The organism is Bacteroidota bacterium (assembly GCA_016194975.1).
Lineage (GTDB): Bacteria > Bacteroidota > Bacteroidia > Palsa-965 > Palsa-965.
In genome coordinates this window covers 1-12617 of the sequence record JACQAM010000017.1, presented here as the reverse complement: position 1 = coordinate 12617, position 12617 = coordinate 1, and the positions used below count along the sequence as shown (strand labels likewise).

General features: G+C 41.8%; 12 protein-coding genes and 1 pseudogene. 9 read left to right on the top strand and 4 right to left on the bottom strand.

The window, feature by feature from the left end; translation table 11 throughout:
- Positions 1 to 545: 545 nt before the first annotated feature.
- Both HY064_11140 and HY064_11135 read left to right on the top strand, forming a co-directional pair.
- Positions 546 to 1655, top strand: coding sequence for a DNA adenine methylase (locus HY064_11140; protein MBI3511209.1), 1110 nt, complete (start codon positions 546 to 548; stop codon positions 1653 to 1655).
- On the top strand, positions 1642 to 2754 hold the full coding sequence (locus tag HY064_11135; protein ID MBI3511208.1) for a hypothetical protein: 1113 nt from the start codon (positions 1642 to 1644) through the stop codon (positions 2752 to 2754). Before HY064_11140 ends, HY064_11135 begins: the two co-directional genes overlap by 14 nt.
- A 494-nt stretch (positions 2755 to 3248) precedes the next feature.
- Here HY064_11135 and HY064_11130 read toward each other — a convergent pair whose 3' ends face one another.
- Entirely contained in the window at positions 3249 to 3416 is a 168-nt protein-coding gene (locus HY064_11130) for a hypothetical protein (GenBank protein ID MBI3511207.1), read from the bottom strand.
- A 140-nt stretch (positions 3417 to 3556) separates the two neighbouring features.
- On the opposite strand from HY064_11130, the gene HY064_11125 reads away from it, so the two are divergent.
- Positions 3557 to 6190: an OmpA family protein gene (locus tag HY064_11125; protein ID MBI3511206.1), complete on the top strand. Its 2634-nt coding sequence runs from the start codon at positions 3557 to 3559 to the stop codon at positions 6188 to 6190.
- 110 nt (positions 6191 to 6300) lie between these two features.
- Positions 6301 to 6873: a gamma-glutamyl-gamma-aminobutyrate hydrolase family protein gene (locus HY064_11120; protein MBI3511205.1), complete on the top strand. Its 573-nt coding sequence runs from the start codon at positions 6301 to 6303 to the stop codon at positions 6871 to 6873.
- On the opposite strand, the gene HY064_11115 is transcribed toward HY064_11120, so the two are convergent.
- Positions 6864 to 7478: a glucosaminidase domain-containing protein gene (locus HY064_11115; protein ID MBI3511204.1), complete on the bottom strand. Its 615-nt coding sequence runs from the start codon at positions 7476 to 7478 to the stop codon at positions 6864 to 6866. The two genes, HY064_11120 and HY064_11115, sit on opposite strands and share 10 nt — an antisense overlap.
- Before the next feature lie 281 nt (positions 7479 to 7759).
- The gene (locus HY064_11110) at positions 7760 to 8623 is read right to left on the bottom strand and encodes a 1-aminocyclopropane-1-carboxylate deaminase/D-cysteine desulfhydrase (protein ID MBI3511203.1); all 864 of its coding nucleotides are present in this window, start codon (positions 8621 to 8623) and stop codon (positions 7760 to 7762) included.
- Between the two features lie 84 nt (positions 8624 to 8707).
- Between HY064_11110 and HY064_11105 the strand changes: the two genes are divergently transcribed.
- From HY064_11105 to HY064_11085, 5 genes and pseudogenes are all read left to right on the top strand, one after another.
- On the top strand, positions 8708 to 8878 hold the full coding sequence (locus HY064_11105) for a hypothetical protein (GenBank protein ID MBI3511202.1): 171 nt from the start codon (positions 8708 to 8710) through the stop codon (positions 8876 to 8878).
- 83 nt (positions 8879 to 8961) lie between these two features.
- On the top strand, positions 8962 to 10965 hold the full coding sequence (locus HY064_11100; GenBank protein ID MBI3511201.1) for a urocanate hydratase: 2004 nt from the start codon (positions 8962 to 8964) through the stop codon (positions 10963 to 10965).
- Positions 10966 to 10987: 22 nt separating this feature from the next.
- Positions 10988 to 11272, top strand: coding sequence for a nucleotidyltransferase family protein (locus HY064_11095; protein ID MBI3511200.1), 285 nt, complete (start codon positions 10988 to 10990; stop codon positions 11270 to 11272).
- A pseudogene (locus HY064_11090) lies at positions 11272 to 11616 on the top strand (DUF86 domain-containing protein). Before HY064_11095 ends, HY064_11090 begins: the two are co-directional and overlap by 1 nt.
- 178 nt (positions 11617 to 11794) lie before the next feature.
- Positions 11795 to 12157 carry an STAS/SEC14 domain-containing protein gene (locus HY064_11085; GenBank protein MBI3511199.1) on the top strand — a complete coding sequence of 121 codons (363 nt, stop codon included), beginning with the start codon at positions 11795 to 11797 and terminating at the stop codon, positions 12155 to 12157.
- Between the two features lie 20 nt (positions 12158 to 12177).
- Here HY064_11085 and HY064_11080 read toward each other — a convergent pair whose 3' ends face one another.
- On the bottom strand, positions 12178 to 12429 hold the full coding sequence (locus HY064_11080) for a NifU family protein (protein MBI3511198.1): 252 nt from the start codon (positions 12427 to 12429) through the stop codon (positions 12178 to 12180).
- Positions 12430 to 12617: the final 188 nt, after the last annotated feature.

Here is a 12617-nt window from a genome sequence, read left to right as displayed (position 1 = left end):
CTCAACTGAAAATTCGTGAAGAGTTTTTCTTCGTAATTTTTTTTGCCTTGCATGAATACATAATAACTGCTATTCGAAATTTGTCAAGAAAAATATTTGATTAATTGCTAACAGTTGTATCTTAGTTGTGCAACAAGCACAGCGGGTTTCTGCTATTGCGGGTGACGAGCAAGTTGAAAGTTTATTGCTTTCTATTACCTTTGTAGCGGGGGACAGTTTTGTGGTTCTAAATCCGCAACATCAGAAACCCACAAACCGTTACCGGCAACCCTAAAAGACGACAGAACAACATTGACACAGTGGACAGAAATACAAACCGACAATTACCTTGACACTTGGAATTCTTGCATGAGGAAAGGAATTCGATTCAACATAAGTACTTAAATCCTTCTGTTGATAATACAGGGTTTTATATGCAGGAAGCAATGGAATTCTTTCTCCGTTTTGTTAAAGTTGAATTGGGCTTAGAACTTTCCGACCATATTTCATCTGAATATATTGAACAACTTTCGGTAAAACCTGCCAACAAAAAGAAAAAATGACCAATGCTTTTTGAAGAATACACATATTTCAACTATCAATTCCCAGACCCACAGTATTTGGGTGCAAAGCACACGCATTTAGCGTGGATAAAAAAATTTATTCCTGATAATATAAGAACTGCTATTGACGCTTTTGCAGGTTCACAGTCCGTTGCTTTTCTTTTTAAACAGATGGGGTTTCAAACTATCACTAATGATTTTTTGAATTTCAATAATCAAATCGGTTTAGCACTCATTGAAAACAACGGAACTACATTAACAGAGAAAGACATCAAGTTGCTTTTTCAACCAGCAAAAAACAAAAACAAGTTTCAGTTAATGGAAAATACTTTTACTGGTGTGTTTTTTGAAAAGAGCGAAGCAGAGTTTTTAGACAATTTCAGAGCTAACATTCCATTGTTAAATAACACAGGCAAACAAGCACTTGCATACACAATAATCAATCGCAGTATGACAAGGAAAGTAACGATGGGACACTTCGGTCACACACAAGCATTGCGTTATGCAAGCGATCCTGAAAGAATAAAACGAAACAGAAGTTTGATAAGACCGATAAAAGATATTTTTGAAGAATTGCTACCGAAATACAACAATGCAGTCTTTGATAACAAGCAAGAGAATCATAGTTACAATAAAAATATATTGGAATTGCTACCGACACTTGAAAATGTTGACTTAGCATATTTTGACCCACCGTACTGCGACAGTCACGCTGACTATCAAAGTTTTTATCACTTATTGGAAACATTCACGGAATATTGGCAAGACAAACAATTTATAAACGGAATTAAACGCTACGAGCCACAACGGTTCAGCGGTTTTGATAAAAAAAGAGATGTGATTAATTCATTTGAAAGACTTTTTGAATTCGCTGAAGCAATACCTTGCTGGTTAATCAGCTATAATAATCGTAGTTATCCAAGCGTGGAAGATTTTGAGAAAATTATTTCTAAGCATAGACAAGTTAAGATTGAAACAAAAACTTATCAAAACGGCAGAGGCGGAAAAGGAAGCGTTGCAGGAAGTCAGGAAATTTTATTTGTATGCACTCCAAAACAAAAACATTTTATAACATCTAATCAGAAAGAACAATTAGTAAATGAAAGATTTTAATTACTGGAAGAAACTCCACGAGAGCGAACAGCTTCAAGAATTTAATACCGACAATGGCGGACTACTTTGGTTAAAAACTAAATCTATTATTCGCACAGAATTAATTGCTGAATTTGTTGAGCAAAATAAAATTGAACTGACAGAAACAGCATCTGGAAAACAATTTGCAGAACTATTTAATCTTTTAAATAAGAATCCGAAGAAATCTCACGGGCTATTAGATGATTACATAAAAGACAAATCTAAACAGCAACTTACCGCTCTTGATACTGAGCAATTAGTTTCTGAACTTTTCAAACTCAAACATTTTGAATGGGGAGATTATCAGAATGATTTGAATAAACTTTTGGTAAGTAGATATGTGAAAGTTTATAAATCTTATGACCAATTACTTTCCAAATTTGAAAAAGAAATTCATCCTCTCGTTCAAGCGTATGTTTTAAACAGTTGGTATAATCACTGGTCAAGCATTTTGATTGAGCATATTTTTAAATCTCACAAATCCGTTCTTCCGACAGTTGGACAAATTAAAAGCGTTGACTTTTTCATCAACAATATTCCGTTTGATTTGAAAGTGACTTATCTTCCATCCGAATACATAAAAGAAAAGCGGAACGAAAAGAGTTATCCTGTGGAATTAACTTACTTAAAAGCAAAAGCTAAAGAAGCAAACATTCTCTTTGATAAGAAAGCAAAACCAAGTGATATTTATTATGAGATTACTGAGAAATTAAAAAACAAGAATGACAAATTTTCAAATGGAGTTCTTCAAAAATTAAAAGATGAAAAATTAGAAGTCCTCAAAGAAGCACAAGCCAATCCGCAAATATTATCAAAGTGGCTTTATGAAAATCAAAGTGCTCCACGCTTTGGTTCTGAAAACAGAATGTTTTTAGTATTGGTTGACACGAATGACTTTTCAAGCTCTTGGAAATTAAAAAGGGACTTGCAATTATTAAAGCCGACAATTTTCAAGTACCTTGACAATTTCAGACACACTCCCGACAGCACTAAAAAATTAGAAATTAAATTTAATTTTCCGAAAAACTCTGCCAATAAATATGCCTCGCTTGCAGATGTGATTTTCATAGTAAAGTAGAGAGCGTACACAGACAGCATTGCGTACAAAAAAAATATCGGCAGACAGGTTTTCATTTTCTTGATCGCTTGTATCGGCAGACAGCAACGCAAACGGTTCCGGCTTTGCACTTTTGCAAGCTCGCGGCTCGCAAGCAAAAGAGCAAACCGGCTGACATTGCTTCAAATAATGATTCTCTTCTCAGGTCAAGCCCATTTGCAACCTTCTTTTATCGGTAGACACTTTTTTATGGGTTGCAAATCGGCTCGCCCTTCGTTTTTATTTTTCGCTTCGGTATCGGCAGACAAAAAACAAAACAACATTAACGGCTGACAGTATCGCATGACAGTATCGCACTTCATTCGTGGACAATGACGCAGGATGAAAAAGCACAGCCCCCAACAGCAGTGGCCGTTGCCCGCCCCGGTTTGGGTCGGGCAGGCACAACTTCCCTTTTCAAAAAATAATTCCCCTATTCTGCTGGATATTGCGTCTCACTCCCGCTCCTCCGAAGTTCACAACACAATTTTTCCTGTTAATGACAAACTGAAAATATTTTCCAGGGGAAAATAATGTTCATAAACCGAAAAAAAATTGTTCATCGTCTTCTGAATTTCTCCCGATACTTCGGGATTCCTCAACTCCATCGCAACTACTTTTATTTTTTTCACTTTGTAGTTCATCCACTTTTTGAGATTGTACGCAATTCTTCATTTGTTCAAGAAAGATAAGTTAACAGGTGGTGCAAGTCAAGGCACTAAAAAGAAAGATTTCTCCCCCGAATTTTCCTATCTTTCGTCTTCCATTGCACACCGGAAATTTCATGAAAAAAATTCTTCTCGCACTCACGCTCCTCTCCGCGCTCCCGTTCGGCATGCGCGCGCAGATCATGAGCGATTACGCCTACAGCAATTATTCCGGCGTTTATTCCACTGACTTCAACCCGTCTTACATTGCCGACAACCGCATGAAGCTCGACGTGAATGTTTTCGCGATGGGAATGCAGTTGCAGAATAATTATGCGGGCATGAGCAAAACTGCATTTGCGCACAACGGTTCTTTTTTCGGCGCGCTTAAAGATTCAGCCGGCTTTCCTGCATTCAACGATAAAAATTTCCAGGACGATTATATGACAACGCGCGATAACAGCGATAAAAAATCTGTTTTCCTGGGTACGCGCGCCATGATGCCTCTCTCGTTCATGATCACGATCGATAGTAAAAGCGCACTCTCCATTACCGGCGAATTCCGTTCGTACATGAATCTCGATGGTGTGGAACAGCCATTGGCAAAATTGGCTTACACCGGTTTCAAGGATTCTTCTTTGTGGACGCAACAATTCACTAATGATCATCTCAGTTTACAATTCATGGCGTGGCACGAGATCGGTTTTGATTACGCGCGTGTTCTTGTGGACGACAAAGCAAATTTTCTGAAAGTTGGTGTGCGCCCTAAATTGCTTTTCGGTTTGGGAAGCGTTTATCTTTTCGCCGATAATCTAAAGTACCTCACCAATAATGAAGACACGCTTACATTTTTCAATTCGCACATTCAATATGGGCACAGCACCAATTTCGATTTTCCAAAAGGATCCACCGCCAGCGACTATATAGAAAAATCTGTTTCTCATCCGGGTATTGGTCTCGACATCGGTGTTGTTTACGAATGGCGGCCCGATTACCAGAAATACAAATACGATATGGACGGAGAAACAGATCTGTGGATGCGTTCAAAAAATAAATACAAGTTGCGCGCCGGAATGTCTATCACTGATATCGGTTCCATCAAATATGATCGCGGCAAACTGAGTAACAATTTTGTTGCCGACATTAATATGTGGAATGTGCACAATCTGAATTTCAAGGGTGACACCACAGGAGGAAATCAGTACATGGGGCCCGTGCAGGCGTGGGACGATACGATCCGAAATCGTTTCGGTTCTATTTCTTCTCCCAATACTTATCGCGTAAATCTTCCGCTGGCTTTTCGTGGCGATGTGGATTACCAGATCTGGAAAGATGTGTATGTAAATATGAATTGGGCGTACGCGGTGCAGTGGAGATTAAATCCGAATAAAGTTCATGACCTGAGTTACATTGCGATCACTCCGCGCTGGGACTGGAAATGGTTTGGTGTGATGATTCCGTTCTCTTACAACCAATATAAAAATTTCAATGTGGGTGCGTGTGTGCGATTAGGGCCGCTGTTCATGGGTACCACTTCGCTCGCGCCATATTTCAGTAAGAGTAAAACAATTTACGGCGCCGATTTTTATTTCGGAATTCATGTTCCAATACTTTATCGCGAACCGAAAGACAGGGACAAAGACAAAGTCTCCAATAAAAAAGATAAATGCATTGATGTTCCCGGTGTGTGGGAATTCCTGGGATGTCCTGACCGCGATGGCGATCATGTGCAGGATTCTGAAGATCTCTGTCCGGATGATCCGGGATTGAAATCACTCAATGGTTGCCCTGATAAAGATGGTGATGGAATTACTGACAAACAGGATGCATGTCCTGATGATCCGGGCTTGCCGCAATTCAACGGATGTCCTGATAAAGATGGTGACGGAATCATTGACAAAGACGACGATTGTCCGGATGAACCGGGACTGCCTGCATTCAAAGGATGCCCTGATCGTGATGGTGATGGTGTGATGGATAAAATTGATTTGTGTCCTGATAAACCCGGCCCTGCAGATAATGAAGGATGTCCTGAAGTTCGTCTTGCGCTTGTTGATCTTGCAGGCCAGAGTTTGCAATCTGTTCGCCAGGCGAAAGACGGAAGTTTCACTTATGAAAGTTTGCCGAAAGATTCACTCTGCGTTTTCCGTCTCGATGGAGATCCTGACAAGACGATGGGCGTGAATGAAGTGAAAGTGATCGTGAATGGTTTGGCAAAACGCGCAGTGCGCAGCCAGGCCGACGGATTATTCCGTTTTGAAATTCCGAAACCTGTTGGCAACGGATTGCAGAAAATGGATATTCCTGATGTTGCAGTAACACTCACAAAAGAACAACAGGAAGTAGTGAAGAAAGCATTCGACAATCTTGAATTCGAAACTGCGAAAGCAATCATTCGTCCGGGTTCATTGCCGGATCTTGATACGCTTGCCCAATTGTTGAAGAAACATTCAGAGTGGTCATTGAAGATCAGCGGACATACCGACAACGAAGGCACCCCGGCAGATAACCTGAAACTTTCGCAGCGTCGTGCAGAGGCGGTGAAAAATTATCTCGTAAGCAAAGGAGTTCCTGCTAATCACCTCAAGACAGAATGGTTCGGTCAAACACGGCCTATTGCTTCGAATGCAACACCGGAAGGACGCCAGAAAAACCGTCGCGTGGAAATGCTCATCATCGACTACACGAAACCGGAGAGCGGTGGAACGCAAACAAAAACTCCTGTGAAAACTCCGGCGAAAAAACCGGCGGGAGGAACGAAACCTAAATGAGAATTAAGAACTGAGAATTTAAAATAAGGAAACGAAAAGAATGGCCTGCGTTTTAATTCTCAGTTCTCACTTCTCAGTTCTTAATTCTCAGTTCTGAGTTCTACATTCTCATGTCTCCCATCACATTAATCAACTTCGGCAGCAGAAAAACTCCGCTCATCGCAGACATGGTGAGTGCGTGCGGGGGCGAATGTGCAATGGTGAAGTGGGATGAAGTTTCTGAAAGTGAATTGAAAAAAAGTTCCGGAATTATTTTCAGCGGATCACCGGCGATGTTCACGGAAGTCGATCACGCTCCTTACATTGAGAAATTTTCATTCCTCAAAGAAGGAAAAATTCCTGTGCTCGGAATTTGTTTCGGCCACCAGTTGATGGGAATTTTACACGGCGCAAAAATTTTCCGTGATAAAGAAATTCGTTCCCCGAATAAAATAAGTGTTTTGAAAAAAGATCCGCTCTTCGAAAATCTTTTTCCTGAAACAGAAATGACCGAAGATCACACCGAAGGGATAACGTTGCCTTCTTCATTCATTCATCTCGCTTCATCATCATCTTACATCAACGAAGGAATGCGTCATCCTTTTCTTCCTTTGTGGGGTGTTCAGTTTCACCCGGAAGTTTCGGGAGAGAACGGAAAAAAATTAGTTGGAAATTTTCTGCTGATGTGCGCGGCTCAACGCTGAGGTTCTGCCAGGTCACACTCATCTCCCGTTTCCTGTTTATTTTCAGGAAAAATACTTTCCGGGAAAGTTGCTGAGAATGAATTTTCGTCGGCACAATTTTCTGTTTCTTCAGCGACTATTATTTCAGGAATAATACTTTCTACCTGCTTTTCTACCTGCGTGTATTGTACATTCAACACGATTTCACTTTTCTTTTCCGTGTCTTCCTGAATCGAATATTCATAATCAAACCGGTTCAATCCGTATTTCTCGATCATCGCTATCAGCATGTCAGCATATTTAGGATTCGTGGCGTAGCCGGCTGCTTTGAGTCCATTCGCCCAAGAGCGATAATCTGTTATGCGCAGGTTGAAAAGAAAAGCATACCGCTCACGCGAGCGAAGAAAAAGGGAATGATCGGCGTATGACTCGTCGGTGGTTTCATACTTCCTGAAACATTCGTCCACTGCATCATCAGTGTATTCGTAGGTTTCCCCGTTCCATGTTTCATGACACTTGATGCCGAAATGATTATTCGCATTGCGTGCGAGTTCGCTGCACCCGCATGCGGTCTCCACCATTCCCTGCGCGAGTGTGATGCTTGCGGGAATAAAATTATTTTTCATTTCGCGCACGGCCTGTGCACTGTGCTGCTGAATATAATTTACCGCGTTTACAAATGAAGTGTCGAAGTCTTTGCTCTGCGAAGGAAGAGTGAAAGCGAGGAAGAGGAACAGAAATATTTTTCTCACAGTGCTGAACAGCGGTTTTCTGTTGCAGCAAACTTATTTCAATGCGAAAGCGGAATTCTCTGTACTTCGCGCAATGTTTGAACACTGAAATGTTGATGGGAAAAATTTTCGTCTGTTGAAAAGCTGTCAATGGAAATCAACACCGCGCTGTTCATTCACGTACTTTTCATTGGAGAATTCAGGAATCCATATCCACCGGTGTGAATGAAAAGCACATTTTTCCGGGCTGAATTTTTCCGCTGCACAAATTGCGAAACAGCAAAAAAACATTTTCCGGAATAGACCGGATCAAGGGGAAGTTGATGTTTCCATTCCGCAATGAAATTCATCAGCCGCTGATCGGTTTTCGCATAGCCGCCAAAAGAATGATCGTGATCGATGCGCCATTTGCATTTCACTTCTTTCCCATTGATGAATTTCTGCACTTCCTGCTCCAGGTAATTTTTCCCTTCGAGTACAGCAATTCCATTAACACACTGATGCTTTTTTGCTGAAGCAATTATTCCGGCCAGCGTTGCACCGGTTCCGACCGCGCAGAAAATCACATCGGCGAAATGTGTTTCATCGGAAAGAATTTCCATGCAGCCTTTCACAGCCAATGCATTTGATCCGCCTTCGGGTAGAATTACATCGGCGCGGAATTTTTTTCTCAGTTCGTCCGAATATTTTTCTTCATTTCTTTTCCGGTATTCTTTCCGCGAAATAAAATGAAGCTGCATTCCATTCGAAGAAGCATATTTCAGAACTGCGTTGGAATCCTCTTTCAATTCTTCTCCACGGATAATGCCGACTGTTTCTATTCCATTCTTATTCCCTGCGACGGAGACTGCAGCGATAAGATTGGAATACGCACCTCCGAAAGTGAGCAGTTTCTTTTTGCCGCACCGTTTCATCTCCTCGAGATTGTATTTCAGCTTGAAGAATTTATTTCCACCCGAAACAGGATCCGGAAGATCGAGACGGAGAATGGAAATTTCCTGTTCGTTTATGATTATTTTATCAATCCGGGGATGATTCATTGCCTCAATATTAGTCAAAAGAGTTCCGATGGTGTTGAAACATTCTCTCCGTTTCATCAATGAAAAATATAACTTTGAATGCACATGCCGGAAGAGAACACAGAACTGGAACCCGATGACTTTTACAAAACGGAAGAGGGCTACATCGTGTTTACCGAAAAATACCTTCTGAAGCGTGGTTATTGTTGCCAGAACGGATGCCGGCATTGCCCTTATGGTTTTAATAAAAAAACGGGAAGAATAGAAAAGAAATAGTTGCCAGGGCGGTTGTCAGTAACTGGATTCATAAATGAAAATTAACGCTGACAACTGACACTGACAACGGGTAACTTATAAAAATGAGAACAGCAGATCTTCAGAAAAATATTCTTGCCGGAATTCCCGACGAACTTCCAGCGTCGAAACCGTTCGACACTTCACTCAATCATGCACCGAAGAGAAAAAATATTCTTTCCCCGGCAGAGAAAAAACTCGCGCTGAAAAATGCGCTCCGTTATTTTCCTGCAAAACATCACACCGTACTTGCAAAAGAATTTGCTGAAGAACTGAAATCCTACGGAAGAATTTACATGTATCGGTTTCGCCCCGATTATAAAATTTATGCGCGACCTATTACTGAATTTCCTTTTAAAACCACCCAGGCGGGCGCGATCATGCACATGCTTTCGAATAATCTCGATCATGCAGTGGCGCAACATCCGCACGAACTGATCACGTATGGCGGAAACGGTGCAGTGTTCCAGAACTGGGCACAATATTTACTGACGATGAAATATCTGGCGACGATGACGAACGAACAAACTCTCGTTCTTTATTCGGGCCACCCGATGGGATTATTTCCTTCGCACAAAGATGCGCCGCGCGTAGTGATCACAAACGGAATGATGATCCCGAATTATTCGAAACCCGATGACTGGGAAAAATTCAATGCGCTTGGAGTAACGCAATACGGGCAAATGACTGCGGGATCTTTCATGTACATAGGCCCGCAGGGAATTGTGCACGGAACAACGATCACGGTGATGAATGCGGCGCGGAAAATTTCCAAGGATGAAGCTGATCGCCGTTCAAAACTTTTTATTTCTGCAGGCCTCGGCGGAATGAGCGGCGCACAACCGAAAGCAGGAAAGATAGCCGGACTCATTTCTGTGATCGCAGAAATAAATCCGAAAGCAACGCAGACAAGATATTCGCAGGGATGGGTGGATGAAGTGTTTGATGAACTCGATAAATTATTGGCAAGAATAAAAACTGCGCAGAAAAATAAAGAAGCCGTTTCGCTCGCTTACCAGGGGAACGTGGTCGATCTCTGGGAAAAATTAGTGAAGGAAAAAGTGAAAGTGGATATGGGAAGCGATCAGACCTCGCTGCACAATCCGTGGGCTGGTGGATATTATCCTGCAGGAATTTCATTCGAGGATTCGAAAAAAATGATGGCCGATGAGCCGGAGAAATTCAAAGAAGCCGTGCGCGCATCTCTGCGCAGGCAGGCAGAAGCGATCAATAAAATTTCCACAACAGGAATGTATTTTTTTGATTATGGAAACGCATTTCTCCTCGAGGCCTCACGCGCGGGAGCAGACATCGTGAACGCCGATGGAACTTTTAAATATCCGTCGTATGTGCAGGATATTCTCGGCCCGTTGTGTTTCGATTATGGTTTCGGCCCGTTCCGGTGGGTTTGTACTACAGCACAACCCGAAGATCTTGCGTTTACGGACAGGATTGCACTGGATGTTCTTGAAGACATGCACAAAAATTCTCCGGAAGAAATAAAAATGCAGCTCGCCGATAACATTGCATGGATCAAAGACGCGATGAAAAATAATCTCGTGGTGGGTTCGCAGGCGCGCATATTGTACGCCGATGCGGAGGCGCGCATACGCATTGCGTCAGCGATGAATAAAGCAATCCGCGATGGGAAGCTGAAAGGCCCTGTTGTACTGGGAAGAGATCATCACGATGTGAGCGGAACAGATTCTCCCTATAGGGAAACTTCGAATATTTACGACGGATCGCAATTCACGGCTGATATGGCGGTGCAGAATTTTGTGGGCGATAGTTTCCGCGGCGCTACGTGGGTTTCCTTACACAATGGAGGCGGCGTTGGCTGGGGAGAAGTGATCAACGGCGGATTTGGAATGGTGCTCGACGGAAGCGATGATGCAGAACGAAGATTGCGTTCGATGCTTTTCTGGGACGTGAATAACGGAATTGCGCGCAGAAGCTGGGCGAGAAATAAAGAAGCGATGTTCGCGATAGAAAGAGAAATGAAACGGACTCCGAATTTAATTGTGACGATGCCGAATATTGTAGATGATTCCCTATTGGAGAATTTGTAGTTAATTTTCTTAACTTTAGAATATGAATCTTTCTTTTGAAAACAGGAGTACCATTTTAATGACACTCGGAAAATTTGAGCCGTCTTATGTTGGTATTTTCGGATCATATGCCCGTGAAGAAGAGCACTCCTTCAGCGATCTGGACATTCTTGTGGAGTTTCAGAAGAAAACAAACCTTTTGGATCTCATTGGACTCGAGCAGGAATTGAGCTCGGCTTTGAAAATACCTGTTGATCTGGTGACGAAACGCTCCGTTTCTCCATATCTGAAATCTTTTATTGAAAGGGACATTGTCAGGATTCTATAATGGGAGAAAAGTCTGACGTCGTTTATCTTAAACATATTCTTGATTGTATTCAGGCTATCCTTGCGTACACGAATGGTTATTCCGAAAAGAGCTTCATTGACGATCGCAAAACAAGAGATGCGGTTGTCAGAAATTTCGAGATCATTGGAGAAGCAACAAAGAATCTTTCGGAAAAAGTCCGGAATGATCATCCCCAGGTTGAATGGTAGAAAATTGCAGGAATGAGAGACAAACTAATTCACGATTACATTGATGTTGATTTCTGGGCGGTTTGGAATGTTGTCACTGATATTCTCCCTGTTTTCAAAATGCAGATTGAAAATATTATTTCAAAAGAGAAATGAAACGGACTCCGAATTTAATTGTGACGATGCCGAATATTGTAGATGACAGTTTGCTGGAAAATTTGGGAATGTGAGGAGATGAGAATCTGATCTAATAATTCTATTTTCAAGCACGCCCAAAAAAAACCAACAGTCTATTCCTGACTTAATTTTACTTTTACATCAGAAAATTATTCCCATGCCCAACACCGTAACTATTCGCCCCGACGATATTATTTATTTTGTTTTTGAAGGTGACCAGGACGGAGATACCGTGATGGCGGTGATGAAAGAAATGATGAGTTGTGCAGAAAAAATATCACTGGCCGGAAAAAAAATCCTCATGCTCGGAAATATTGACGGTACAAAAAAGCACAATGCCGCAGCGAGAAAAGCCGGGCTGGAAATGTCGAAGCAAATGAAATTCGACCGGATAGCGATGACCGGCGGAAATGTTTTTACGAGGAACGTAGCGAAATTAGTGATCACTGCCACCGGCGACAAACGGATAAAATTTTTTTCAGCGAGAGAAGAAGCGGAAGTATGGTTGAAGAGTGCGTGAGAAAAAAATTGAAATGGACTCTAAATATTCTCCGCTAATTTCACTTCTTCCACTTTCGTCACTTCAGGAGCCGCACGGCGGATCGCTTCTTCCAATCCTGCTTTGAAAGTCATCACCGACATAGAACAGGATTTACACGCACCCAGCAATTCGAGACGAACTACATTGTCCTCGGTGATCTCTACAAGTTTTACATTGCCACCATCTGTTTCCAGGAAAGGGCGCAGCTGGTTAAGTGCTTCTTCAACGCGGGCTATAAGATCTGTTTTCATTGGTAAATCAAAGATACTGAAATAAAAAATTGAAATCTAAAATTCTAAATTCCAGGTAGTGGGTCAGTTTGAAAATTCTTAGCGTCTTTGCGGTTTAATAAAAGAATGGTTTAGGAACCGCGAAGGCGCCAAGGCGCGAAGTTGAATCGGAAAAGAGCAAACTGAGCCACTACCAAATTCCAATCGGT

Excerpts from the sequence above, each read along its gene's own strand:
- HY064_11140 (MBI3511209.1), top strand. The coding sequence starts at position 546 with ATGCTTTTTGAAGAATACACATATTTCAACTATCAATTCCCAGACCCA.
- HY064_11135 (MBI3511208.1), top strand. The coding sequence starts at position 1,642 with ATGAAAGATTTTAATTACTGGAAGAAACTCCACGAGAGCGAACAGCTT.
- HY064_11130 (MBI3511207.1), bottom strand. The coding sequence starts at position 3,416 with ATGAACTACAAAGTGAAAAAAATAAAAGTAGTTGCGATGGAGTTGAGG.
- HY064_11125 (MBI3511206.1), top strand. The coding sequence starts at position 3,557 with ATGAAAAAAATTCTTCTCGCACTCACGCTCCTCTCCGCGCTCCCGTTC.
- HY064_11120 (MBI3511205.1), top strand. The coding sequence starts at position 6,301 with ATGTCTCCCATCACATTAATCAACTTCGGCAGCAGAAAAACTCCGCTC.
- HY064_11115 (MBI3511204.1), bottom strand. The coding sequence starts at position 7,478 with ATGAAAAATAATTTTATTCCCGCAAGCATCACACTCGCGCAGGGAATG.
- HY064_11110 (MBI3511203.1), bottom strand. The coding sequence starts at position 8,623 with ATGAATCATCCCCGGATTGATAAAATAATCATAAACGAACAGGAAATT.
- HY064_11105 (MBI3511202.1), top strand. The coding sequence starts at position 8,708 with ATGCCGGAAGAGAACACAGAACTGGAACCCGATGACTTTTACAAAACG.
- HY064_11100 (MBI3511201.1), top strand. The coding sequence starts at position 8,962 with ATGAGAACAGCAGATCTTCAGAAAAATATTCTTGCCGGAATTCCCGAC.
- HY064_11095 (MBI3511200.1), top strand. The coding sequence starts at position 10,988 with ATGAATCTTTCTTTTGAAAACAGGAGTACCATTTTAATGACACTCGGA.
- HY064_11085 (MBI3511199.1), top strand. The coding sequence starts at position 11,795 with ATGCCCAACACCGTAACTATTCGCCCCGACGATATTATTTATTTTGTT.
- HY064_11080 (MBI3511198.1), bottom strand. The coding sequence starts at position 12,429 with ATGAAAACAGATCTTATAGCCCGCGTTGAAGAAGCACTTAACCAGCTG.